Below are 25,283 nucleotides of genomic sequence, written 5' to 3'. Positions count from 1 at the left end.
AATGGAAATACGTGTTCGCGTTCCCGGATCTTGCGGCGAATTGCTGCAGGGAGTTGCCGGTACGACGCCTTTCCTGGTAACAGCGCCGGTCAATCGATATACGACTGTCTTTATTTCGGATACTTGCCGGCCGGCCGTTCCGTTGGGGGAAAAGAGTCGATCCGCTTTGCGGCGGACGTTGGCGTATTTGGGAGAAAGCCGGTTTCCGTTCTCCCTTTCCCTTTGTTCCGAGCTGCCGCAAGGCAAGGGCATGGCTTCCAGCAGCGCCGACGTCAGCGCCGTCATCATTGCTACGGCTGCGGCGTTCGGCAGGAGACTATCCGAAGCGGAAACGGCCGTTCTGGCAACGTCTGTCGAACCGACGGACGGAATTTTCTGCCGCGGCATCGTTGCGTTTGATCATGTACACGGCGCCGTTTTGCATCGCTGGACGGAAATTCCGCCTTACTGTATCGCCGTATTCGACATGGGCGGTTCCGTAGATACGCTGGCGCTTCATCGCAAGCTTGCAACGCAGGGGGAAAAAAGGCTGCGCCTGCCGGCGGAAACGCTTTGTTCCATGACCGTCGACGATGTGCTGCAAGCGGCGGCAGAGAGTTTGTTCCTGAATCAGGAAATCCTCAGAAAGCCGCAGTTGGGAGTTTTGGCGGCAACGGCGCGGCAATATGGCGCCGTCAGTATTTGCGGCGCTCACAGCGGTACTGTCGTAGGCGCTTTTTTTCCGGTCTCGTTGACGCCGGAAACGGTGCGGCAGATGGGCGAGGAGATCGCTGCGGCTTTTCCGGAATGGCGGCTCCTCGATGTGGTACGTCTTATTGACGGCGGGTATGAAATGACATGCAGGTGATATGATGATACGAGAATTTGAACATGGCGGCAATATTTACGAACCGGCGCCGGACGGCGAAGCGTGGCTGGATTTCAGCGCCAACATCAACCCCCTCGGGTTGCCGTCTTCTGTGCGAAACGTTTTGGCGCGGGAATGGGGACAGGTCATTCACTATCCCGACCCGCAAGGACGGGAATTAAAGACGGCTATCGGCACCTTTTATCAGGTGCCGACAGGAAACGTGATACTCGGTAACGGCGCCGCCGAATTACTCTATCTGTTTTTTCATGCCCTGCGTCCCCGAACGGTGCTTTTGCCTGTCCCGTCCTTCAATGAATACGAACGGGCGGCGCTTGCCGGAAATGCCGGTGTGAAATATTTTTTCATGACGGCGACAACGGCTTTTGACTTGGACGTTTTACGGTTGTTGTCGGCGATGGAGGGCGCAGATTGCCTGGTTCTGGGCAATCCCAACAATCCGACGGGAAACTTGCTCGATCGGGAAAAAGTGGAAACGATTGTTGCTCATGCGGCAAAAAAGAATATGACCGTAATCGTGGACGAGTCGTTTTTGGATTTCCGAAAGGATCGGGAATCTTACACGGCGTTTCCCTTGATCAGACAGTACGACAATTTGTTTATTATTCAGTCGCTGACGAAATTCTATGCGTTGCCAGGTCTGCGTCTCGGTTTCGGTATCGGCAATCAGACGCTTCTTTCTTTGCTGGAAAAACATAAAGATGTATGGAACGTCAATATTTTGGCGCAAAAAGCGGGGGCGGCGGCGCTAGCCGACAGCGGCTACCAATCTTTGTCACGATCGTTTGTCGAATCGGCAGGCGATCATTTTGTTTCTCTTTTGCAAAAGATTCCGCATCTCCATATTTATCCCCGAACCGTAAATTTTCTTTTTCTTGCGTGGATGACAGATGCGATAAATGCAGAAATGCTTTCTTTGCATATGAAAAAAAATCATATTTTAATCCGTGACTGCAGTAATTATCCGGCACTGGATTCAACGTTTTTCCGCATCGCTGTGCGTAAAAAAGAAGAGAATATAAGATTGTTTGAAAATCTAAAAGATTACATTAATTCATTTTGAATGACCTTTATAAGCTTAATTATTAAAACAAAATTAAAAATATTGATTAATATCTAAAAAATGCAAAAATGAAATGATTTTAAAATATATTTATGATAAAATAATTTTAGATTGAGGTCTTTATTTAATACGTTTTACTCTTTTTTATCATTAATTTTTTTTTGAATGGAGGGAATTATGTATGGGTGAAACAACAAAAAGCAAGAATTTCTTTATTCCACTTGGTCTCATGCTCTTTGCGCTGTTCTTCGGGGCAGGGAACCTGATTTTCCCGGCTTCCATGGGGCAGCACGCCGGTACGAACGTCTGGTATGCCGTACTGGGCTTCGTCTTTACCGGTGTCGGTCTGCCGTTGGCAGGGGTCTTGGCGATGGGGTATTCGGGCTGCCGCAATCTGGAAGAGCTGGCCGGCCGTGTTCATCCCGTATTCGGCGTCTGCTTTACCGTTATTTCCTACATGGCTATCGGACCGTGCTTCGCTACGCCGCGTACAGGCAGCGTTTCTTATGAAATCGCCGTCCGCCCGTTCCTGGAAAACGGTGGCAACGATATGATCATGACGGGATTTCTCGTTATTTTCTTTGTTATTTCCTACTGGTTGTCAGCTACACCGTCCAAATTGGTTGACCGTATCGGCAAGATCCTTACTCCCGCACTTTTAATTACCATCCTTATCCTGATTGCCAAATCTTTCATTACGCCGTTGGGCGTACCGCAGTCTCCGACCGATGCTTACGCGACGGCAGGTACGGCGTGGGTAACGGGCTTCCTGGAAGGATATAACACGATGGATGCCATCGCTTCTCTGGTCTTCTCCGTACTGGTTATCGAATTCATCGTTGCTGACGGCGTAACGAGCACGATGGGGATTACCAAAGAAGTCTTCAAATCAGGCGTTGTCGCCGTAGGCTGCCTGGCTTTCGTTTACATCTTTATTTCCAAGCTTGGCGCCGAAAGCGTTACGCAAATGGGTATTTTGGAAACAGGCGCTCCTGTACTTTCCAATAGCGCGCAGATTCTTTTGGGTTACGGCGGGGCCATTATTTTGGCGATCATCGTGCTCTTGGCCTGCCTTTCGACAAGTATCGGCCTGATTACGTCCTGTGCAACCTATTTCCAACTGCTTTTAGGCCATTTTGGTTATAAGACGTATGTCGCCATCTTCTCCGTATTTTCCTTCGGTGTTGCCATGTTCGGCTTGAAAACGATCATCGTAGCCGCTATTCCGGTATTGATGTTCGTATATCCTATCGTCGTCGTTCTGATTATTCTCACGTTCCTGCATAAATCCTTTGGCGGCCGTCAATGCGTTTATGCGTGGACTGTCGGTCTTACGATGATGCCGGCCTTGATCAACGGTACGCAGACCGCTAAAATATCCCTCGGCGGAATCGATACCTTCTTCAATACGATGGTACCGCTCCATTCACTCGGTATGGGGTGGGTTCTCTTCGCCTTGGCAGGTTTTATTATCGGTTTGGTGTGGAAAGGCGTCGCATCCTCCAAGGAAAGTCCTGCTGCATAAGTCTGACTTTACACTTAAGATCTCTCCGAATTGTTTCGGAGAGATCTTTTTATCGTCGAAAGGCATAATAATAGCGGTCAAACCGAAGTGGCTGACCGCTATTATTATGCCTTCTATTTGACCGTGTTTTTCAGCGTTCCGATCTGAGGGATCGTGATCTCGACGGTATCTCCCTTTTGCAGGTAACGGGGCGGCGTGAAGCCGACGCCGACGCCAGATGGCGTGCCTGTGGCGATGATATCGCCGACTTGCAGTGTCGTTCCCTGGGAAATGACGGCAATGAGTTGGGGAATGGGGAAGATCAAATCGGCCGTCGAACCGTCCTGACGAATTTCTCCGTTGACCTTCGTAATGACTTCAAAGGTGTCGGGAGCGGCATCGCGGAGCAATATGTACGGACCGACAGGGCAGAACGTGTCCAGACTTTTTCCGTGGAACCACTGCCGGTGATTGCGTTGCAGGTCGCGGGCGGTCACGTCGTTGAGAATGGTAAAGCCGTAGACGTGGTCCATCGCTTCCGAGGCGGGGATATCGGCGCCGGCCTTGCCGATGATGACGGCCAATTCCCCTTCGTAGTCGACTTCGGATGTGACGTTTTCGTGACTGTCAATGGCGTCGTCGGGACCGATGACGGCCGTACCGGCTTTGGTGAAGATGATCGGATATTTCGGTACGTCAGGTTGCGCTGTTTTGTCGAATTCGGCAATATGTTCGGTATAATTCTTACCGATACAAAAGATGTTCCGCTCTACGCGCGGAAAAGGAGATAAAATAGTCACCGTATCGAGCGGCCTGGCAGGTACGGCCTGTTCCCGTTCATTTTGTTCCAAACCGTCGGCCAGAGCCAAAAGGCCTTCCGTTCCCTGACGGATAAATTCACTCAGCATTTCGGGCAATGGCGTAAAAAAAGCTTCTTCCAAGGCAAGGGCGCTGTATACGCCCGTTTCGGTCTCGTTGAGAACGCCCCATTGCATCAGCCCCATATCTTCAAAAGTTACCAGTTTTCGTATTTGCATGACAATCAATCCTCCTTCATTGGCATGGTTTTATTATACCATATTCCGTACTCCCGGCGGGCGTAAAAAGTCGGCAAAACATAGTTGAAATGAAGGTGCCAACTGGTCTGGCAGTGAAATATGTGGTACAATAACGGCATCAAAAGAATAAGGAGAAGCATGCTCATGGATCAGGAACTGACAAAAAATTTTATTGAAAATTTTATTGATGAAGATAACGAAGCCAATACATACGGACGGCGCGTTCATACGCGTTTTCCACCGGAACCGAACGGATATCTCCACATCGGTCACGCCAAGTCGATCTGCCTCAACTTCGGCATTGCCCAAAAGTATGGCGGCATGACGAATCTGCGCTTTGATGACACGAATCCGACGAAGGAAGGCGTGGAATACGTCAATGCCATTAAAAAAGACGTGGAATGGCTAGGTTTTTCCTGGGATGACAGGCTTTTTTTCGCTTCCGATTATTTTGACATCTTTTATGATTACGCCGTAAAGCTGATTAAGTTGGGGAAAGCTTACGTCGATGATTTGACAGGGGACCAGATCCGCGAGTACCGCGGCACTTTTAATGAACCGGGAAAGGAAAGTCCCTTTAGAAATCGCAGCGTGGAGGAGAATCTCCGTCTTTTCACCGAAATGAAAGAAGGCAAATATAAAGACGGTGAAAAGGTTCTTCGGGCAAAAATTGATATGGCCAGTCCGAATATCAACATGCGCGATCCCGTTCTTTATCGCATTGTTCATGCTGTTCACCATCGGACGGGAAACAAGTGGTGCATCTATCCGATCTATGATTTCGCGCATCCCCTGGAAGATGCCATTGAACGGGTTACTCATTCCATTTGCACGTTGGAATTTGAAGATCACCGGCCTTTATATAACTGGTGCCTGGAAGAGTGGGAAGATCCGCAAGGGCAGAAGCCGCGACAGATCGAGTTTGCCCGCCTGAATATTACGCAGATGGTCATGAGTAAACGAAAGCTTCGTCTCCTCGTAGAAAAGGGAATCGTCAGCGACTGGGATGATCCCCGCATGCCGACGATCGCCGGTATTCGCCGCCGTGGCTATACACCGGCGGCGATCCGCGATTTTTGTGAACGCATCGGCGTTGCCAAAGCGGACAGTACTGTCGATGCGGCGTTGTTGGAATATTGCATTCGCGAAGATCTGAAGCTGAAAATGCCGCGCTTGATGACAGTCATTGATCCCCTGAAGGTTGTTATTACCAATTATCCCGAAGGCGGGACGGAATTGATGGAAGCCGATAATAATCAGGAAAACGAAGCGCTCGGCAAGAGAAAAATATCATTTAGCAGGACGATCTACATTGAACGAAACGATTTCATGGAAAGGCCGGTCAAAAAATTCTTCCGTCTCGCGCCGGGGAAAGAGGTCCGTCTGAAATATGCCTATATCATCAAGTGCGAAGAGGTAATCAAAGATGAAAGCGGCAGGATCACGGAACTCCGCTGCACGTATGATCCGGAAAGCAGGAGCGGCAGCGGCGCCAACGCTGACAGAAAAGTCAAAGGGACCCTTCACTGGGTAAATGCGGCAGACGCCGTCGATGTGGAAGTGCGGCTTTATGATTCGCTGTTGCTTGATACGGATAGCGGCGACGGCGATTTTCTGGCACAGGTCAATCCGAAGAGTTTGGCAGTTTGTCACGGCAAGGCGGAACGGGCTCTGGCTGCTTACGGAATCGGCGACAAGTTTCAGTTCCTGCGGCAGGGGTATTTCGTCATTGACGAAGATACGACAGAAGATCACTTGGTCGTCAACCGGATCGTAGGGCTTCGCGACACCTGGGCGAAGATGCAAAAAAAATAATGAGGTAAGAGAGAACGGGAAGAGTTGCGGCATAGGGATTATACGATCCTTGTTGCCATGTCGTGTAAACTTTTCCCGTTTTTATTGCGTCGCAGAAAGGCAGCTTGTATAATGAATACAGAGTTTTCATAGGGAGGCTGAATGATGAAGTCCGTAACGTCGCATAGTCTGTTGTTTTTTGTGCTTTTCCTCGTCGTCGGAGGCATCTTGGGCGGAATTATCGGGGAGATTTTGTCTGCGTCGTCGTTCGGCGCCATGCTGCCGATGCTGACCAGACATTATGAAATAATGGACATACAAAATGTACGCTTCAATCTGTATATCATGGATATTCAGTTAGGGCTTCATTTTGCGCCGAACCTGCTGAGTATTATCGGCATTGTCTTGGCCGGATTGATTTGCAAGCGTTTATGAGGAGGGAAGCAGTGTGTTGATTTTGGCTTCGGAATCGCCGCGGCGAAAAGAGTTGCTGACGCAGTTGACAACGTATATAGCGACGGCCAGCACGTATGAGGAAACGGCGCCAAAAAAAGAAAAGCCGAAACGATTTGTTTTGAAACAGGCCTGCGGCAAAGCCTGTGAAGTAGCAAAAACCTATCCTGATCAATGGGTTCTCGGCGCGGATACCGTTGTCGTCCTGGACGGGAAGATTCTCGGTAAACCAAAGGACGCGGCACAGGCCGTCAAAATGTTGAAGGCTTTATCGGGCCGTCAGCACAGCGTGTATACCGGTTTGGCCTTGGTTTGCGGCAAAACGGTCAAAACGAAAGTGGTCAAGACCGATGTCTGGTTCCGTAAGTTGACAGTCAAAGAGATCACCGGTTATGTTGAGAGCGGCGAACCGTTGGATAAGGCCGGCGCCTATGGCATACAGGGCGGCGCCGCTTCGTTCGTCACCAAGTTGAACGGTTCGTACACGAATGTGGTCGGTTTGCCGTTGGCACAGCTTCAGACGATGCTGAAGAAGGCGAAGGTTCTTTTGTGACCTTGGCACTGCGGCAGTTATCTGCCTGTGAGAAGCCGAGAGAAAAATTTTTGGACTATGGCCCTGACGGGGTCAGTACGCAAGACTTGTTGGCCATTCTGTTGCGCACGGGCTTGAAGGGTGAATCCGTGCTGGATCTGGCCAGAACCGTTATCCGTTCGTTGCCAAATGAAAATATCTGTCATTTGGGCAGCGTCAGCGTTGCCGATCTCTGCCGCATTCGCGGTATCGGCAGAGACAAAGCCGTGACCGTTTGTGCAGCTGTTGAACTGGGAAAGCGTATTGCCAAGGAGCACGTTAAGCAGACGGCCCCCGATTTCAGCTCGCCTCGAGCCATCGCCGATTACGTCATGGAAGATATGCGGTATTTACAGCAAGAGCAGTTTACCGCTGTATATTTGTCCACCAAGAATAAGCTTATCGCTGTCCGCACCATTACCGTAGGAACGTTGAATGCCAGCTTGGCGAAAGGCCGTGACGTCTTTCGTTATGCGCTGCAATATAATGCGGCTGCCATCGTCCTGCTTCACAATCATCCTTCAGGCGATCCTGCGCCGAGTCAGGATGATATCCGGGTTACGAGGCAGATAGCCGACGCCGGCAGAGTTATGGAGATCCCCGTTTTGGATCATATTATTATTGGCGACGGCATTTACACGAGCCTTTGTGAACAAGGCTATCTTTGATCCGTTCTTTTAGCAAATTATTTGCATACCGCTGCATAGAAGAGTATAATTATTCCGGTATACATTATGTTGGATCGGAAGTTCGGAGGCAGCAGCATGACGGAAAGAACGATATGGACGAAAAATTTTGTTTTGATTACCATTGCCAATGGGTTGTTGTTTGTTAATTTTCATTGCTTAGTGCCGACAATTGCCATGTATGCCGCCTCGCTGGGAGCGAGCGGCAGTGAAATTGGCATTATTGCCGGCATTTTTGCGTTTTCGGCCATTCTTGTCCGGTTGTTTACAGACGCCTTTGTTCAGCGTCTCGGCAAACGGGGCTGCCTTGTTCTGGGGCTTTTTTTATCGCTGAGCGCAACGGTCAGCTACGGTATGTTTACAAATTTCCATGCGTTGCTGCTGGCGCGGATCGTTCACGGTTTCGGCTTTGGTCTGAGCACGACCTTTGCTGCGGCGCTGGCTGTGGACGTCATACCTTTACGCCATCGCGGCGAAGGTCTCGGCTATTTCGGATTGGGCAATACCGTTTCCATGGGAGCGGCGCCGGCTATTGGCGTCGCCGTTTTCAGCAATGTCAATGCCGTTGCGCTTTTCGCCATGTCGGCAGGGGCGGCGCTCTTGTCGTTGCTGTTGTTCCGCTGCGTTTCCGGGTCTCAAAAGGAAGAGAAGAGCAGCCTTGCAGAGACGGCGCGAAAGAAACTTCCTCTTCCGCTGAAAAACAGGCTTTATGAAAAAGGGACAGGAATCATTTCCCTTTTTGCTGTTCTTTTCGGCTTTGTATTTGCCAGCGTTAACACGTATTTACCGCTTATGGCACAAGAGAAAGGGATCCCGTACAGCGGCTTTTTCTTTCTTATCGGTACCTTATTCACCTTTCTCTCCCGGCTTTTCGGCGGCAAGCTTTATGACCGTCGCGGTCCCTTTTCCGTTATCATACCGGGACTGCTTATTTACAGCGTCTTTTTACTCCTCCTCCTGTCCGCTTCCTCCGCGGCGATGCTCCTGTTTTCTTCCGCATTTTTCGGTCTCGGCGCAGGTCTCGTGATGCCGTCCGTCATGACCTGGCTCTTCAATACGGCGGCGCCTGAACGGCGCAGCAATGCCGGTGCCACATATTATAACATGCTCGATCTGGGCACCTGTACCGGTATTATCGTTTTAGGTGCGGCAGCCGGAGCAGTAGGCTATGTTGTGATTTTTAAATACGTACTGGCCGTTATGGCCTTTTATCTGATCTTTGCCCTCTGGGTATATAAGCGGTGGAGGGAGCGTTGATCGTTGCAGACCGTTGAATCCCCCTGCCGGTGATACGGGGATCGTTGAGAAAGTAGCAACTTTTGTAGAAAATCAATAATTTTTATGCATTTGAACAATAACTTTTAAGAATAAAGACTGTAAAAATTTTCTGTTTTCGGATTTGTACAACGATTAAGTAAAAAATATAAAGAGGCAGTTAAAAATGCTGTTCCCGTCCATGGGTATATCGTTTTAATTCTTGTAAAATACATATTTTCATGAAAATGATAAAGTGGTATAGTATAGATGTGGGTAAAGCATGGGTGAGGGACAACACATGCAGAAAAAACCGCCTGATAATAGCATTGTCAGATCTCCTTTTAAAAATGAAACGACCACCGGACTAATCAACCGGTGGTCGTTTCATTTTTACGGCACCAAGCACGACAACAGCGGAAAGTGGCGACGGCAGGCCTGTTTTTCACGGCGCAGCCGTTTTTCGTTGCAACCGCCAGGAAGAGGGATGGGAAGTACTTGCTGCCTGTGCCGCTGATGCGGGGAAGCGACTTTTACGAGCAGCCGATTTTTGCTAAAATAAGGACGGAAAACAGATTGTTTTCGATAACCGAACAACAGCGGAGAGGAAGCGTTAGCATGGAACAGCTGGATATATACGATTATACGGGGCAGGTCACAGGCAGGACGATAGCCAGGAAAGAGGAACGAAATCTGCGTGACGGAGAATATTTTCTTATTGTCCATGTCTGCCTTTTTGACAGTCACGGACGCCTGCTGATACAGCAGCGAAATAAAAGCAATAAACGGGATCCCCTTAACGGTCGTTGGGATGTCACCGTTGCCGGTCATGTACATAGCGGTGAAACGAGCCAGGCCGCTGCCGAACGGGAGGCTTGGGAAGAAATGGGGATCCGTCTCGACCTGCAAGGCCAGCCGCCACTTATGCGTCTGCGCTTTGTGCCCGGTTTTGACGATATTTATATTGTTCACAAAGATCTTGATATCAATGCGCTTCGGCTGCAGGCATCCGAAGTTGACGCCGCCCGTTGGGTAACGCGGGCGGAGGCTTTGGAAATGGTACGGAACCGTACCTTTCTGCCTTACATTGAAAGCTTTATCGCTTCCCTTTTCGATATGCGTAAGACAAACGGGTTCATGCGCGATGATGACTGAGAACGCGCGGCGCCGGTAAGGCGGCAGCGGCGTATCGGTACGGATGCAGGCTCAGCGCTGTGTTGGGCCTGTTTTAAATTTTACTTTACCTGACGCCTATGGTATCATTAAGTGTCAACCTGCTTTTTATGTTTACGATATTAGACGGAGACGTTATCTATGGATTTTCAGAACAATGCATTTTATTTTATCATGACCTATGGCTGCCAGATGAATCAAGCAGACAGCGAACATTATGCCGGACAGTTGGAAGAACTCGGTTACCGCATGACGGATGAGATCGACATGGCCGACGTTATTCTGATCAACACCTGCTGCGTTCGTGAAACGGCGGAAGGAAAGGTGCTCGGCAAGATCGGTGAATTGAAGCATTTAAAGGAGCGCAATAAAAATCTGATCCTGGCCGTAACGGGCTGTATGGCTCAGGAGTGGCGGGACCGGTTATTTGAACGGGCGCCGCACCTTGACCTGGTCATCGGTACTCATAATATTCATAAACTTGTCGAACTGATCAAAGCCAGACAAAAAACGGCTAAACAGTATCTGGCCGCCGATATGGCGGTGCCGGCTTTTCATGAATTGCCGGCCAGACGGTTTCAGCGATTTTTTGCCTGGGTGCCGATTATGAATGGTTGCAATAAATTTTGCACGTATTGTATCGTTCCTTATGTCCGCGGCCGTGAAGTGAGCCGTCCGCTGGCCGATATTCTTAAAGAAGTCAGGGCGTTGGCCGCCGAAGGCTATAAGGAAATTACGCTGCTGGGGCAGAACGTCAATTCCTACGGTCTCGATCTGCAAGACGGAACCGGTTTTTCGTCTTTAATCAGGGCTCTTGACGGTATTGACGGCATTGAGCGTATTCGTTACATGACGAGTCATCCGAAGGATATGACCTTTGCCATGATTGATGCGCTGGCAGCGTCAAAAAAAGTCGTTTCCCACATGCATTTGCCGATTCAGAGCGGTTCCGACGAGTTGCTGAAAAAGATGAATCGCGGTTATACGGTAGCGCATTACGGAGAGCTTGTGGCGTATGCCCGCAAAAAAATTCCCAATCTGGCGCTGACGACAGATCTGATCGTCGGTTTTCCTGGCGAAACGGAAGCGATGTTTTCGGAGACGTTGGACCTGTTGAAGCAAATTCGCTATGACATGGCGTATACCTTTATTTATTCGCCGCGTACGGGAACTCCGGCGGCAAAGATGGGCGGTCAGATTTCGCAGGAAGAAAAGAATCGCCGCTTACAACGGCTCATGGATGTACAAAACGTGTTCAGTCTCGAATATAACCGGGCGATGGAAACGCGTATTTATGACGTCATTGTCGAAGGGCCGACGAAAAACGATGCCAAACACTGGTTCGGCCGCACATCGAGCAATAAGATGGTTATCTGGGAAGAAGACGGCTCCGTCGCCGTAGGCGATACGGTACCGGTCTGCATTGATAAAGGACAAACGTGGGTCTTGAAAGGGCATCTTGTAAAATAGGAGGTAATTTTGGCTGATTCAACGAAATTGACACCGATGATGAAGCAGTACCTGGAAGTGAAGGAGCGGTGCCGTGATAAACTGCTTTTCTTCCGTCTCGGCGATTTTTACGAAATGTTTTTCGATGATGCGCTGACGGCTTCCCGGGAGTTGGATCTGACGCTGACGGGCCGGGCCGGCGGCAATAAGGAAAAGGTGCCCATGTGCGGCGTGCCTTTCCATTCTGCCGATACCTATATCGAGCGTCTCGTCCATAAGGGGTATAAAGTCGCCATTTGCGAGCAAATGGAGGATCCGAAAGCCGCCAAAGGCATTGTTAAGCGTGAAATCATCAGAATTGTCACACCGGGGACGATTACGCTGGAGCATGCGATAGCCTCCAAAAAAAACAACTATATCGCCTGCATCAGCGGTAAAGACGACGATGTCTCCGCCGCCTTTATCGACGTGACGACAGGCGAGTGCCTCTGGGCGGTCTGCCTGTTGACGGAAATGGAAGATCGCCTGTTCGATCTGCTGGCCGTTTATGAGCCGAGCGAGCTGCTCTATGCAAAGCTTGACGGCGCTGCCGCCGGAATAGAAAAATACCTTGCTTCGCGCGGCATGCAATGTACGGTTACCGCTTATGAGACAGATGCTGCTGTCGATTACGAAGGAAAATGCGACGCGTATTTTGCGCCGGAAATGATGGCGCCCGCCCGGAAAGCGGCGCAGTCCATCGGGATTCTTTTGACCTATGTCAGCGAAGTCATGCAGTCATCCGTTTCCCATGTAACGTCATTGCAGCCCATCGATCGCGAACGGCATCTGGTTCTCGATGCATCCAGTCTGCGTCATCTGGAAATCACGCAGAATGTACGTGACGGCAAGCGGCAGGGAACTCTTTTGTCCGTGCTTGATAAGACGGAAACCGCTATGGGCGGCCGCCTTCTCCGCAAATGGCTGGAAGCGCCGTTGCTACGTATTCAGGAGATCACAGCGCGGCAGGACGGAGTGGAAGAACTCGTTCAACGCGAAATGATGCGGCAGGAACTCGGCAGTACGCTGCTGCGCATTTACGACTTTGAACGGATACTGACGCGTATTGAAACCGGCACGGTCAGCCCCAAAGACCTGGTGGCGCTGCGTGAATCGCTGTCCGTTCTGCCGGCGGTGAAGAGCATTTTGGCACAAGCCGGGGCCGCCGTTTTGAAAAAGGCGGAGCAGAAAATCGATGAACATCGCGCCGTTTACGATCTGTTGTGCCGTGCCGTAAAAGAAGAACCGGGAGCCGTGATCCGCAACGGCGGCGTCATTCGCGAAGGTTATTCCGACGAGTTGGATGAGATCCGTCATATTGCCGCCAATAGCCATGCATACTTGCAGGAGATGGAGGAACGGGAAAAGGCGAAAACGGGAATCAAAATGAAGATCGGCTATACGAAGGTATTCGGCTATTATTTTGAAATTTCCCATGCCAATACGAAGCCTGTTCCCGCGTATTATGTCCGCAAGCAGACGCTGGTCAACGCCGAACGGTATATTACGCCTGAATTGAAGGATTTTGAAGTGAAGGTGCTGACGGCGCAGGAACGGATGCTGGCGCTTGAATACAAGCTTTTCGGTGAATTGCGCCGACAACTGCAACAGTCTATTCCGGCCATGCAGGTATCGGCCCGCTCGATCGCGCAGGTGGACTGCCTGTACAGCCTTGCCTGTGCAGCGCATGAAAACCATTACACGCGGCCGTCTCTGAACCGGCAGCGCATGATCCGCATTGAAGACGGTAGACATCCGATTATTGAAAAATATGTGACAGGCGAGCTTTTTGTTCCGAACGACGTTGTCCTGAATCATCAGGATCATGAAGTTCTCGTCATTACGGGACCGAATATGGCCGGAAAATCCACTTATATGCGACAAGTTGCCGTACTGGTACTGATGACGCAAGTCGGTTCGTTCATTCCTGCCGGCGCCGCTTCCGTCTGCCCTGTCGATCGTATTTTTACGCGCATTGGCGCCAGTGACGATATTTTGACGGGCCAAAGTACATTCATGATGGAAATGAAGGAAGTATCGTATATTTTGAAGCATGCGACGGCGGACAGCCTGCTCATTCTCGATGAAATAGGACGGGGCACGAGTACCTTTGACGGCATGTCCATTGCCCGCGCCGTAATTGAATACTGCTTGCGGCAGATTCACGCCTTGACGCTTTTTGCCACCCATTATCATGAACTGATTGCCATGGCGAAGGACTCCGAAAAAATCAAGAACTATACGGTCGCCGTCAAGGAACGCGGCAAGAGCATCAAATTTCTGCGCCGTATCATTCCCGGCGGCGCTGATCGCAGCTACGGTCTCCACGTGGCGCGTCTGGCCGGCTTGCCGGAAACGCTTTTGCAGCGGGCTGAAATCATTCTCAACGATCTCGAAAGTGATACCGCGGCGCCGCCGCTTGCCGCCGAAAAAACGGCACAGTCTCTATCGGAAAGTCTCTTTACGGATTTGCTGACAGAACGGCTCCTGTCTGTCGACGTTGCGACGATGACGCCTATTGAAGCCATTTCATTTTTATATAGCCTGCAAAAAGAGGCGAAAGAAGGGAGCGGGATGAAATGAGTTCTCTGATTCATGTGCTTGACGAAGGGACGGCCAATAAAATTGCTGCCGGTGAAGTTGTCGAACGGCCGTCGTCATGCATTAAGGAGTTGATCGAAAATGCCGTTGACGCCGGTGCAACGGCGATTGAGACGGAAATTGCCGACGGCGGCCAGTCGTACATGCGCGTCAGCGATAACGGCTGCGGCATGAGTGCCGAAGATGCGGAAAAATGCCTCATCCGCCACGGCACGAGCAAAATTCGCTCCGTTGAAGATATATTTGCCATCACTTCTCTCGGCTTTCGCGGTGAAGCCGTACCGAGTATTGCCGCCGTATCGCGGATGACCCTTACGACGCGGCAGCGAGACGCCGTGTTGGCGACACAGCTGCTGATAGACGGCGGCGTTATCAAAGAAAAAGAAGAAACGGGAGCTCCTGTCGGGACAACGGTAGAAGTGGCGGAGCTCTTTTTCAATACGCCGGCAAGGCGGAAATTTCTCAAAAGCGAACGGACAGAAAGTGCCAAGATCAGCGAGATCGTCACAAAGCTGGCCCTGGCCAACAGCGGTATTGAATTCACCTTAATTACGAACGGCAGGACAACGCTTCATACAGGAGGGCAGGGAGACCTGAAGGAAACGATTGCCGGCATTTACGGTGCAGCCGCGGCGCGGGAGATTTTTCCCGTAACTTATGAAGGGGAAACGCTGACAATTTCCGGTTTTGTCGGCAAGCCGTCATTGCTGAAGAGCAGCCGTGCCTGGCAGACGAGTATCGTCAATCGTCGGGTCGTGCAGAACGGTATTATCTATAAAGCTATCGAAAATGCTTACCATGCGATGCTGCCGAAAGCGGGATATCCCCTGGCCGTACTTCAAATCGATATCGATCCGGCTTTTATCGACGTCAATGTTCATCCTGCCAAAACGGAGATCAAGTTCGCCGACGAAAAGGAAGTGTATCGCGCCGTTTATCATAGCATCGTTACGGCGCTGGTCAGTCAGGACAGACCGGAAACGATCGCGGCGTCCGCTCCTTTGCCGCCGCGTCAGCGCGAAAGGCTTGAACCTCTGCGGGACATTGCGTCGCCGCAGGAATCGGAACTGCCTTTTACCGCTTCGGCGCAACCGTCGGTTCCGGCGACAACTTATGCTGCGCCGGCAGTTTCGGCGCAGCAACATGTCGGGGAATCGCCGCGGCGCCCGTATGAACCGGTATTGACGCCTGACGATGTACCGGCTGCTGCTGCAGCGGCCTTTACGGCGGCTTTGGCGGCGGAAAGCAAGGTTCCCGGTACCGAAGAAGAGCAAGGGCCTGTCATTACGTTTGACGGCGATGCGGATGTCTTTATTCCTCTCGGTGAAGTGGCGGATTGCTATATCGTTGCCAAAAAGGGGGAAGATCTCTATCTGATCGACCACCATGCGGCGCATGAACGGGTGCGTTACGATACCTTCTGCAAACGGACGGAAGCACTGCCGAGTCAGCAGCTGCTGACGGCGGAATTTGTCGAAGTCGACAGTCACGATATGGCGCTTCTGACAGAGCGGCAAGACGTTTTTGTCGATCTTGGGTATGCCTATTCCGTTGCCGGTCCGTCGACGCTGCGCATGGAAGCCGTACCCTGTGATTTGCAGACGCCCCATATTGCCGATTCGCTTCGCGAGATTTGCCGGATTTTGACGTTGCAGCCGTCTTTGGATAAGGCGATGCTGCGGCACACATCCTTGGCCTATCTTTCGTGCCACGGTGCGATCAAAGCCGGCGATAAGTTGAATATACGGGAAATGAAACAGCTTCTGGAAGCGCTTTTTCAAACGGAAAAGCCTTTCGTCTGCCCGCACGGGAGACCGATCATCGTGCGCTTCACGCCTGCCGACCTCGCCAGGCTTTTTAAGCGGACATGAATACTGCTGTGATCACGGTAACGCCGTCGTTAAAAGCGTCTGCAACGTTGCAGGAAGAAGCGGCGCGCTGGGCTGCTTCAATCGGCGCCGCCTTCGTTTTGCGCCGTCGCCGTTCTCATGAGACGTTACAGAAAGAATACGACAACCTCCTCGTTTATACGACGCAGGGGCCGGAAATAACGACTGATCGGGGCAGGCACCGGTTCCACCTGAATATGGCGCAGTTGCGGTTGCTTCATTTGCAACAGGGGGTGCCGGATCATTTTCTGGAGGCTTTGGCCGCGACCGGACCGGTCCGTCTCCTGGATTGCACCTGCGGCTTCGGCGCCGATGCCGTTATCGCCTCCTATGCACTGCCGGCTGGTTCCGTCGTCGATGCCTTAGAAGCGTCACCGCTCCTGGCGGCCGTCACGGGTTGGGGCTTTGCACATTTCAACCATGACGATCTTGCCGTCACGAAGGCTTTACGGCGTATTCATTTGCAGCAGGGAGATTATGAAAACTATTTGCGCGATCGTACGGCGCAGCCATATGATATTCTGTATTTCGATCCCATGTTCAGCGAACCTGTTGAAAGCAGCTGCGCCTTTCGACCGCTGCGTCCACTGATGGATCATCAGCTCTTGACACCTGCGTTGATTCGCCTGGCCGCCTCAAAAGCTGCGCGGCGGATCGTCATAAAAGGCCGCCGTTTTGACCGGCTGCGTCGGGATTTTCCTGGACTGCGCCTTGTTGGCGGTAAATACAGCCGCATTTGTTATGCCGTTTTGGAGAGTGATTCTATATAATGAAACCGGTTATTGCCATTGTCGGGCCTACGGCAGTAGGAAAAACGGCGTTGAGCTTTTTCCTGGCGGAAGAATTTCACAGCGAACTGGTCTCGTGCGATGCTTATCAGATCTATCGCGGCATGGATATCGGCACGGCCAAGCCGACGCAGGAGGAACTTTCCGCCTATCGTCATCATTTGATCAATATTGCCGCTGCCGACGAGCCCTTTTCCGCCGCTCGTTTCTGTGCGCTGGCGCAGGCGGAAATCGCTGCTCTCCATGAACGGGGGAAACTTCCGATTATTGTAGGCGGTACGGGTTTGTATTTGCAATCCTTGCTGGAAGGATATGAATTTACGGCGCCCCGGGTATTGCCGCATGAACGGGAGCGGGCCGCGCGAACCGTTGCGTCGATGACGCCGGCAGAGTTGAAGTCGTATATTACGGCGGCTACGGATTGGCAGCCTGATGACTGGCATGAGCTGTTGGCCAACAGACAACGGTTGATCCGTCTGGTTGCCGCCGTCGGCAGAGGGGAAGGCGCTGCCTTCGTTCGTGCCGGCAAAGCGTCGGCATTGATTTATGATGCGTTTGTCATCGGCCTGTCGTTGCCGCGCCCCGTTCTTTATGAGCGTATTGAAAAGCGGATTGACGCAATGTTGCGCGCCGGATGGATTGAAGAAACGGCAGCCTTGTTGAAGGAAGGGCTGACAGAGTCGGATCAAGGCATGAAGGCTATCGGCTACGGAGAGATTGCCGCTTACCTCGACGGGCGCATTACGTATGACGCGATGACTGCGGCGATCAAGACGCGCACCCGCCGTTTTGCCAAACGGCAACTGACGTGGTACAGGCGGATGCCGTATATTCACTGGTATGAAAAGGAAAAGTACGATTCCGAAGCAGCCTTGGCTCGCACGGTCATCGCCGATATACGCGGCGCAGGAATCGGAATATGATATAAGAAAGGGATGGAAGGGTTTGTCGATTCAGATGGATACACTCAGGCAGGAGGCGCTGCAAGCTTGTGCGGCGCAGTTTGCAGCGATAGATGCCGTGAGTCTTTATAACACGGAAAAGGTTTTGGCGGCGTACAGAAAGGCGCAGGTTTCCGCCTACCAGTTTGCCGGTACGTCGGGGTACGGGTACAGTGATTTGGGCCGTGAAAAGCTGGCAGAAGTGTTTGCCGCCGTTTTTAAGGCCGAAAAGGCGCTGGTACGTCCTCATTTCGTTTCCGGCACGCATGCCTTGGCGACGGTTCTTTGCGCGCTGTTGCAGCAGGGCGATATGCTCATTTCTTTGGTTGGGGCCCCTTACGATACGATGCAAGGCGTTATCGGCCATGCCCGTCCGAGTCGGCATTCCCTCAAAGAGCGGGGCGTCCGTTACAAGGAAGTGCCTCTTAAAGATAATGCCTACGATCTGCAGGCCATACGCGGCGCCGTCGCCGCTGACAAACCGAAAGTCGTCCTTTTGCAGCGGTCGCGCGGCTACAGTTCCCGCGCGTCCTTGACGGTCGATGATCTGCGGAAGATCATTGCCGCCGTTAAAAAGGAAAGTCCCGAAACGATCTGCTTTGTTGATAATTGTTACGGCGAATTTGCAGCTACGGAGGAGCCGCTTGAAGCCGGCGCCGATATTATTGCCGGTTCGCTGATCAAGAATCCCGGCGGCGGTATTGCGCCGACAGGCGGGTATATTGCCGGCCGGGCTGATCTGGTAGACTGCGCCGCCGATTATCTGACGGCGCCCGGTCTTGGCGCCGAGCTCGGCTCCTACGCCGGCGGTTACCGTCTTTTTTTCCAGGGCTTTTTTATGGCGCCTCATGTTACGGCGCAAGCTATCAAAGGGGCTGTCTTTGCTGCCGCTGTTTTTGAACGGCTCGGATTTGCCGTTTCACCGTCTGCAGCGGCGCCGCGCTGTGATCTGATTCAGACGATTGCGCTGCAGAATGAGGAAAATATGCGTCTTTTCTGTCAGGGCATCCAATCCTTTTCTCCTGTCGACGCCCATGTGACGCCGATTCCCGATGCCATGCCCGGATATGCCGACAAGATCATCATGGCGGCAGGTGATTTTGTGCAAGGCTCTTCCATCGAATTATCGGCAGACGGCCCCATACGTGAACCGTATCTGATCTACCTGCAAGGCGGCATCGTCTTGGAACACAACATCTTGGCTGTTTTGGCGGCGGCGCAATATATCTGCGAAAAAGGAGGCGGCGCGCGGTGATCAGGGAAGTGGTTATTGTCGAAGGACGCGCCGATGAAGCGCGCATCCGGTCCGCTCGCATCGATGTCGATACGATCAGAACGGACGGCTTCAGTCTTCGCGCCGATACGCTGCGGCAAATCGAATATGCCTATAAGCGCCGCGGCATCATTATCCTCACCGACCCGGATCGGGCCGGCGAAGAAATCCGTCGGGCATTGAGCAAACGATTTCCCCGTGCCAAGCACGCTTTCATTCCCCGAAAGGACGCCATCGCCAACAATGATCTTGGTGTGGAACAGGCGTCGCCGGAGGCCATTCGCTCCGCTCTTGACAAGTGCCGCTGCGCAGTGATGACGGTGAACGAGACGTTTACGGCAGACGATCTTCTGTCTGCCGGTTTGAACGGAACGACTGCGGCGGCTGAGAAAAGAGCGGCTTTGGGCGCCGTACTGGGGATCGGCTACGGCAATGCCAAGCAATTTTTAAAACGATTGAATCATTACGGCGTTACGCGAGAAGAGTGGGACGCCGCGTTACGGCAACTGCAAAAGGATGGTGGCGATGAAAAGTTCTGATTTGGCAAATCCCGATGTTGTTCATTATCTCGTCAGGCGATTTCATTTACATATGAATAAAAAGCTGGGGCAAAATTTTCTGATTGACCCTCCCGTTGTCCGTCATATTGCCGAGACGGCGTCGCTTCATGCCGGGATGCCCGTGTTGGAGATCGGCCCCGGTATCGGTACGCTGACGCAGGCGTTGGCTGAAACGGGCGCTGCCGTGACGGCTGTCGAAATCGATTCCAATTTGTTGCCGGTTTTGGATAAAACCTTGGAAGCTTACGATAATGTACGCATCATTCATGACGATATCATGAAGGTCGATATTGAGGCGCTGATGAATCATAAGCCCTTTGTCGTCTGCGCCAATCTGCCGTATTATATTACAACTCCCATCATCTTGCGGCTGTTGGAAGAACGGCTGCCAATGGAGCGGATGGTCGTCATGGTTCAGAAGGAAGTGGCGGAACGTATGGTTTCCGGGCCGGGGAGCAAAGCTTACGGCGCGTTGTCCGTAGCCGTTCAGTATTATACGTCACCTCACCTTGCTTTTGTGATTAATCCGGCCTCCTTTCTGCCGCCTCCCGCCGTTCAATCAGCTGTTGTCGCCATGGATGTACGGCCGACGCCGCCGGTGCAGGTTCTCGAAGAACACCGCTTTTTCCAGACTGTCAAAGCGGCTTTCGGGCAGCGTCGCAAAACCCTGACCAACGCGTTGAAAGGAACCGGTCTTCCGACAAATGACGTGGAGGCGATTCTGTCTGCTGCAGGCATCGACGGCAAAAGACGCGGCGAAACCCTTTCTCTTGACGAGTTTGCCGCTATTGCCGATAGCTGGACGAAACGGCTCGCAACAACGGGTCAGATCAATGGGGAGCGTTGATTTCCGGCGCCTTCCGGACGCTATTTTTTCGGGAACAGAGGGTGAGTATGGATACGGGCAAACAACGCAAGGCGATCAGTCTTATTTTGGGTAGTATTTGTATTGTCGTTACGCTCTTTTTTTGGCCGGGGAAAGATCCGGCTATCGAGTACGAAGAAGATAGAAAAGAACAACAGGAAATCAGTCGCGCCGAAACGGAAGTGTTGGTGCAGAATGTCGTCCTGAAAGCGCAGGATGGAAGCAATATAAAATTGCGTAATATTTGTAATGACGGGGCCGTTTGCCTGCTTTTCTGGATGCCTTGGAGCAGGGAAAGTGACGGTGAGCTGCAGCTGCTCCAGGAAATGGAACAAAAATACGGGAAACAGATTCATTTTGTAGCCATATCGTTTCCTGAGAGCGGTAACAGAAAAGAGAAGGAACGAACAGAAAGCCGCTCTTTTTCTTTCCCGTTGTATATGATGCGCCTTGAAGACAGCCGGAAATTGTCTGTGTACAGTGTTCCCAAATGGATCGTCGTCAGCCGTTACGGCAGACTGATTTGGCAGCAAGACGGCGTCGCGGATAAAGCGATTCTGGAAGAAAAGTTGGTTCGTGCGGAGAGTTTTATATGAAAATAATTATCATTTAACTTGACATATAACGATGGATGACGTATACTGAAAGAGTACTAAATCGATATACTTTAACGTGTATGCAAGGAGGTAAATTATGTCGTTAAATGGTAAAAAAATTTCAGAGTTTACGGCGCAAGCCTACGTTGACAACGGTTTCAGAGATGTGACGCAGGAAGATTTGCAGGGCAAATGGAGTGTCCTTTTCTTTTATCCTGCCGATTTTACCTTCGTGTGCCCGACGGAATTGGCAGACTTGCAGAGAAAATATGCTGATTTTAAGCAGATTGGTTGTGAAGTATATGCCGTTTCATGCGATACGCATTTTGTTCATAAAGCATGGCATGAATCGTCGCCCTTGATCGGAACCGTAACGTATCCGATGGTGGGCGATCCGACGGGGGCGCTGGCAAAAGATCTTGACGTCTATATTACGGCAGAAGGAAAAGCGGAACGGGGAACCTTCGTCATCAATCCGGCGGGAGAAGTCGTGCTGTATGAAGTAAGCGCCGGTAATATCGGCCGCAGCGCAGATGAGTTGTTGCGTAAGGTGCAGGCTGCCCAATTTGTCGGCGCGCATGGAGACGAAGTGTGCCCGGCTTCCTGGCATCCCGGTGACGCCGTCTTGAAACCGTCTTTCGACCTGGTGGGCAAATTGTAGACAGTAAGACCTTTTGCGGCAAGTCCGGTAGGACTTGCCGTTGTTTTTCTTGCTAATAAACTGGAAATATAAAGAACTCGTAAATTTTGAACTGACATTATGGAGAAACACTGTCGATTATGCTATACTGATGATGATAACAACAAGGAGAAACCGCCGGAGACCGCGCGTACGTGAAGAAGTTGTTTTACGCCGGTGTTGGCGGTGTTATTTTTTTTGGACAACGGCGTTGGCGTATGATTGCGCTGTTTTGGCGGCGTCATGTTCACGGTGGACGAAGCGAGGCCGACTGCTTTCAGACGCCGGCTTTTTGGCGCTGCCGCCTGTGCGACGGAAGTACATGAAAACAGCAGTTGCGGCATGCCGTCACTGCTGTTTTCATGTTTTCTTAAGACTAGTCACTCTTCCGGCTTTGCAGTATAATAAGGGTACTGAATAGTTTGGTAAATTACCGATAGAGGAGGCTTTTTTCTCTTTGATGAAGATCTTATTGACGACGCTGAATGCAAAATTCGTTCAATCTTCGCTGGCCCTTCGCTGCCTTGCGGCGGCGTGTCGTCAACAGGGTTTTGGGAATGTGGAGACAGCCGAATATACGATCAACCATAATGCCTATGATATTTTGCGCAGGATTCACGCGTTTCACGCAGATGTCATCGGCTTTTCCTGCTATATATGGAACATTGATATGACGCTGCATCTCATTTCGCTGTTGCGGCAGATTTGTCCTGACGTGACGATTATGGTCGGCGGTCCGGAAGTGACGTATACGGCGCGGGAACTGTTGACGGCGGAAGGGAATATCGATTATGCTCTCCAGGGGGAAGGCGAGGCGATCCTGCCGGAACTGATCGCTTCCTGGCTGAACGGAGAAGACGGTACGGCTGTCGGCGGCGTCTTGAGACGTACTGCGGACGGAGCGATTGAGGGCAATGAATTGATCCGTGAAGTGCCTGATCTTGATCTCTTGCCTTTTCCTTATGATGATGCGGATTTAGCCTCCTTGTCTCATCAACTTGTCTATTATGAAAGCTCTCGCGGCTGTCCCTTTCATTGTCAATATTGCCTTTCCGGCAGAGATGATACGGTGCGTTTTCGGTCTGCCGCATTGGTGATTGAAGAACTGAAGCGACTGGTTGCCGCAGGCGTCAAGCAGGTTAAACTCGTTGACAGGACATTTAACTGTAATCCGCGGCATTATCGGCCCATTTTGGCCTTTATGGTTTCTCTTCAGGCGACGGTGAACTTTCATTTGGAAATAGAACCGGGACTCGTGACGGAGGAAGATCTGGCGCTGTTGTCACAGGCGCCGCGGGGACGGATCCAACTGGAACTTGGCATTCAGTCGACTTACGGACCGACCTTGCAGGCGATTCGCCGCCATAACGACTGGCCTCATATCGTTCATGTCATGAACGTCATCCGCTCATTGGGCACCATTCATCTCCACCTTGATCTGATCGTCGGGCTCCCTTATGAAACGATGCAGGCATTGCGGCGCTCCTTCAACGATATTTATTCTCTACAGCCCCATAAGTTGCAGATCGGCTTTCTGAAACTTCTCAAGGGTTCAGGTATACGGCGGGATTATTCGCAGGACTACGCCTATGAACTGCGCGGACCGTATGAAGTCTTGGCCACGAAATGGCTTTCCTATGAAGCGGTCGGTACGATGAAGGTTTTTGAAGACGTTTTTGAACGAATTTATAATGCCGGGAAATTTTCGTATACGCTGGCGTACGTTGACCGTTTCTTTGCCGGCGATTGGTTTTCCTTTTATGAGCGGTTGACCGATCATTGGTTGTGCCGCGGCTTTGATCGCCTTGCCGTTTCCGATGCGACGGTCTGTCATTTTCTCTGGGATTCGCTGACGGCGCTGACGGAGCTTACGGCGGAAGAAAAGGATGTAGCCAGGCAGCTTCTCTGTCTGGACATGCTGACCTGTTTCCGTTTTCGTCTCAAGCCGTCTTTCCTCGGTTGGGAAGAAGCGCCGCGGCAGTTGACGGATCCTTTTTTTCGCAGGGAAGAAGGACCGGCGGCGTATTTTACCGGTTACCGCTTTACAAATTGGCGTGATATTAAGATGCGTTATCATCTTTGGCCCATTACGCCCGCTGTCGGGAAGGAACTGCGGCGTTACGCAGACGGACCTGACGAAGCAGCCTATATCTTAGCGGAAAGCGGTGCTGACGGCGTTTGCTGGCGCCTTCTGGATAAAGCTGCGCTGGCTGCGGAAGGAGTTATATGAAAGAACGATATCGTATCTATTCGACATATTTAAAAGGAAAATACGGGGAAAAAGTTTATAAATTACCGATCAGTATCCCCGATACCTGCCCCAATCGGGACGGCCGCCTCGGCACCGGAGGATGCGCGTTTTGCGGTTCCATCGGTGCCGGGTACGAAAACCTGCCGGCGTCGGTGACGATCGGCGAACAGATCAGAACCAATAAGGCCCATATCGTTCCGAAATATAAGGCCCATAAATTTATCGCTTATTTTCAAAACTTCACGAATACTTACTTGCCGCCTCCTCTCTTCCGTTCGTATTTGGCAGAAGCGTGCAAAGACGATGTCGTCGCGCTGGCCGTTGCCACGCGTCCTGACTGCATCAATGAAACGTATCTTGATATTTTGGCGGAGATCAGGGAGAAATACCATGTCGACATCCTTGTCGAGTTGGGCTTGCAGACAGTGAATTACAGAACATTGAAACTGATTAATCGCGGTCACGGTTTGGCTGAATACATCGATGCCGTCACTATGCTTGCCGCTTATCCGTTTCGAAATTGTACACACGTAATCATCGGTCTGCCCGGCGAGGATGACGCCGACACGGTCGAAACGGCCCGCGTCATTTCGGCGCTGCCGACGCAGGAAGTAAAGCTTCACGCATTGTATATCATTAAGAATACATTGATGGCGGAATGGTATCGCGACGGCAAGATCTCGCTCATCTCCGTCGAGGATTACGTACGGCGTGTCGTCCTTTTCCTGGCTCATTCGCGGCCGGATATCGTTTTTCAGCGACTCATCGGCAGGGCGCCGCAGGAAGCCGTCGATTTCGCCAACTGGGGCATGGGCTGGTGGCGCATTCGCGATATGATCGATGCCGAACTGGAGCGGCTCGACACCTGGCAGGGGAAGGACTGCAACTATTTGCATGGAAAAGCTGTTCGACATTTTACGGAATGATT

At 51.5% G+C, this 25,283-nt stretch carries 23 protein-coding genes; 22 read left to right on the top strand and 1 reads right to left on the bottom strand.

Annotation, left to right across the window (positions count from 1 at the left end; genetic code table 11):
- Nucleotide 1: 1 nt before the first annotated feature.
- The 3 genes from C0977_RS00415 to brnQ all read left to right on the top strand — a co-directional run bounded on the left by C0977_RS00415 (nucleotide 2) and on the right by brnQ (nucleotide 3,456).
- Nucleotides 2-847, top strand: a complete 846-nt coding sequence (locus C0977_RS00415) for a GHMP kinase (protein WP_101912020.1) — start codon at nucleotides 2-4, stop codon at nucleotides 845-847.
- Between the two features lies 1 nt (nucleotide 848).
- The gene (gene cobD / locus C0977_RS00410; protein ID WP_234987519.1) at nucleotides 849-1,931 is read left to right on the top strand and encodes a threonine-phosphate decarboxylase CobD; all 1,083 of its coding nucleotides are present in this window, start codon (nucleotides 849-851) and stop codon (nucleotides 1,929-1,931) included.
- A 181-nt stretch (nucleotides 1,932-2,112) separates the two neighbouring features.
- Nucleotides 2,113-3,456, top strand: coding sequence for a branched-chain amino acid transport system II carrier protein (gene brnQ / locus C0977_RS00405; protein ID WP_101912018.1), 1,344 nt, complete (start codon nucleotides 2,113-2,115; stop codon nucleotides 3,454-3,456).
- Nucleotides 3,457-3,569: 113 nt separating this feature from the next.
- Here the strand turns inward: brnQ and C0977_RS00400 are convergent, their stop codons facing one another.
- Complete coding sequence (locus tag C0977_RS00400) at nucleotides 3,570-4,472, bottom strand: fumarylacetoacetate hydrolase family protein (RefSeq protein ID WP_023053290.1); 903 nt, start codon at nucleotides 4,470-4,472, stop codon at nucleotides 3,570-3,572.
- Nucleotides 4,473-4,637: 165 nt separating this feature from the next.
- Here C0977_RS00400 and C0977_RS00395 point away from each other — a divergent pair, with 165 nt between their 5' ends.
- From C0977_RS00395 to C0977_RS00310, 19 genes are all read left to right on the top strand, one after another.
- Nucleotides 4,638-6,308 (top strand): glutamine--tRNA ligase/YqeY domain fusion protein, encoded by a 1,671-nt coding sequence (locus C0977_RS00395; RefSeq protein WP_101912017.1) that lies wholly within the window; start codon nucleotides 4,638-4,640, stop codon nucleotides 6,306-6,308.
- A gap of 141 nt (nucleotides 6,309-6,449) precedes the next feature.
- Nucleotides 6,450-6,722: a DUF4321 domain-containing protein gene (locus C0977_RS00390; protein WP_023053281.1), complete on the top strand. Its 273-nt coding sequence runs from the start codon at nucleotides 6,450-6,452 to the stop codon at nucleotides 6,720-6,722.
- Between the two features lie 13 nt (nucleotides 6,723-6,735).
- Nucleotides 6,736-7,293 carry a Maf family protein gene (locus C0977_RS00385; protein ID WP_101912016.1) on the top strand — a complete coding sequence of 186 codons (558 nt, stop codon included), beginning with the start codon at nucleotides 6,736-6,738 and terminating at the stop codon, nucleotides 7,291-7,293.
- Nucleotides 7,290-7,979 carry a RadC family protein gene (gene radC / locus C0977_RS00380; protein ID WP_101912015.1) on the top strand — a complete coding sequence of 230 codons (690 nt, stop codon included), beginning with the start codon at nucleotides 7,290-7,292 and terminating at the stop codon, nucleotides 7,977-7,979. The genes C0977_RS00385 and radC overlap by 4 nt, the downstream gene beginning before the upstream one ends.
- A 96-nt stretch (nucleotides 7,980-8,075) precedes the next feature.
- Nucleotides 8,076-9,254, top strand: a complete 1,179-nt coding sequence (locus C0977_RS00375) for an MFS transporter (protein ID WP_101912321.1) — start codon at nucleotides 8,076-8,078, stop codon at nucleotides 9,252-9,254.
- Between the two features lie 615 nt (nucleotides 9,255-9,869).
- Entirely contained in the window at nucleotides 9,870-10,406 is a 537-nt protein-coding gene (locus C0977_RS00370; RefSeq protein ID WP_023053287.1) for an NUDIX hydrolase, read from the top strand.
- Nucleotides 10,407-10,565: 159 nt separating this feature from the next.
- Nucleotides 10,566-11,894 (top strand): tRNA (N6-isopentenyl adenosine(37)-C2)-methylthiotransferase MiaB, encoded by a 1,329-nt coding sequence (miaB, locus tag C0977_RS00365; protein ID WP_101912013.1) that lies wholly within the window; start codon nucleotides 10,566-10,568, stop codon nucleotides 11,892-11,894.
- Between the two features lie 36 nt (nucleotides 11,895-11,930).
- A complete protein-coding gene (mutS, locus tag C0977_RS00360; RefSeq protein WP_101912320.1) occupies nucleotides 11,931-14,495 on the top strand; it encodes a DNA mismatch repair protein MutS in 2,565 nt (854 codons plus the stop codon).
- Nucleotides 14,492-16,384, top strand: coding sequence for a DNA mismatch repair endonuclease MutL (mutL, locus tag C0977_RS00355; protein WP_101912012.1), 1,893 nt, complete (start codon nucleotides 14,492-14,494; stop codon nucleotides 16,382-16,384). The genes mutS and mutL overlap by 4 nt, the downstream gene beginning before the upstream one ends.
- Nucleotides 16,381-17,172, top strand: a complete 792-nt coding sequence (locus C0977_RS00350) for a class I SAM-dependent methyltransferase (protein WP_023053497.1) — start codon at nucleotides 16,381-16,383, stop codon at nucleotides 17,170-17,172. The genes mutL and C0977_RS00350 overlap by 4 nt, the downstream gene beginning before the upstream one ends.
- Nucleotides 17,172-18,113, top strand: coding sequence for a tRNA (adenosine(37)-N6)-dimethylallyltransferase MiaA (gene miaA, locus C0977_RS00345; RefSeq protein ID WP_101912011.1), 942 nt, complete (start codon nucleotides 17,172-17,174; stop codon nucleotides 18,111-18,113). The genes C0977_RS00350 and miaA overlap by 1 nt, the downstream gene beginning before the upstream one ends.
- A 28-nt stretch (nucleotides 18,114-18,141) precedes the next feature.
- Complete coding sequence (locus tag C0977_RS00340) at nucleotides 18,142-19,386, top strand: aminotransferase class I/II-fold pyridoxal phosphate-dependent enzyme (protein ID WP_200814195.1); 1,245 nt, start codon at nucleotides 18,142-18,144, stop codon at nucleotides 19,384-19,386.
- Nucleotides 19,383-19,943 carry a ribonuclease M5 gene (rnmV, locus tag C0977_RS00335; protein ID WP_101912009.1) on the top strand — a complete coding sequence of 187 codons (561 nt, stop codon included), beginning with the start codon at nucleotides 19,383-19,385 and terminating at the stop codon, nucleotides 19,941-19,943. The genes C0977_RS00340 and rnmV overlap by 4 nt, the downstream gene beginning before the upstream one ends.
- Nucleotides 19,930-20,811, top strand: a complete 882-nt coding sequence (gene rsmA / locus C0977_RS00330) for a 16S rRNA (adenine(1518)-N(6)/adenine(1519)-N(6))-dimethyltransferase RsmA (protein WP_023053467.1) — start codon at nucleotides 19,930-19,932, stop codon at nucleotides 20,809-20,811. Before rnmV ends, rsmA begins: the two co-directional genes overlap by 14 nt.
- A gap of 47 nt (nucleotides 20,812-20,858) precedes the next feature.
- Nucleotides 20,859-21,425 carry a hypothetical protein gene (locus tag C0977_RS00325; protein WP_101912008.1) on the top strand — a complete coding sequence of 189 codons (567 nt, stop codon included), beginning with the start codon at nucleotides 20,859-20,861 and terminating at the stop codon, nucleotides 21,423-21,425.
- A gap of 97 nt (nucleotides 21,426-21,522) precedes the next feature.
- The gene (gene ahpC / locus C0977_RS00320) at nucleotides 21,523-22,086 is read left to right on the top strand and encodes an alkyl hydroperoxide reductase subunit C (protein ID WP_023053443.1); all 564 of its coding nucleotides are present in this window, start codon (nucleotides 21,523-21,525) and stop codon (nucleotides 22,084-22,086) included.
- Nucleotides 22,087-22,259: 173 nt separating this feature from the next.
- Nucleotides 22,260-22,430 (top strand): hypothetical protein, encoded by a 171-nt coding sequence (locus C0977_RS11055; RefSeq protein WP_234987518.1) that lies wholly within the window; start codon nucleotides 22,260-22,262, stop codon nucleotides 22,428-22,430.
- 134 nt (nucleotides 22,431-22,564) lie between these two features.
- On the top strand, nucleotides 22,565-24,334 hold the full coding sequence (locus tag C0977_RS00315) for a B12-binding domain-containing radical SAM protein (RefSeq protein WP_101912007.1): 1,770 nt from the start codon (nucleotides 22,565-22,567) through the stop codon (nucleotides 24,332-24,334).
- The gene (locus C0977_RS00310) at nucleotides 24,331-25,281 is read left to right on the top strand and encodes a TIGR01212 family radical SAM protein (protein ID WP_023053509.1); all 951 of its coding nucleotides are present in this window, start codon (nucleotides 24,331-24,333) and stop codon (nucleotides 25,279-25,281) included. Before C0977_RS00315 ends, C0977_RS00310 begins: the two co-directional genes overlap by 4 nt.
- The last annotated feature ends 2 nt before the right edge of the window (nucleotides 25,282-25,283 follow it).

Source organism: Megasphaera vaginalis (ex Bordigoni et al. 2020) (assembly GCF_900240295.1).
Taxonomy (GTDB): Bacteria; Bacillota; Negativicutes; order Veillonellales; family Megasphaeraceae; genus Megasphaera; species Megasphaera vaginalis.
The sequence above is the reverse complement of the archived record's forward strand: the minus strand, read 5'-3'. Positions and strand labels throughout refer to the sequence as shown.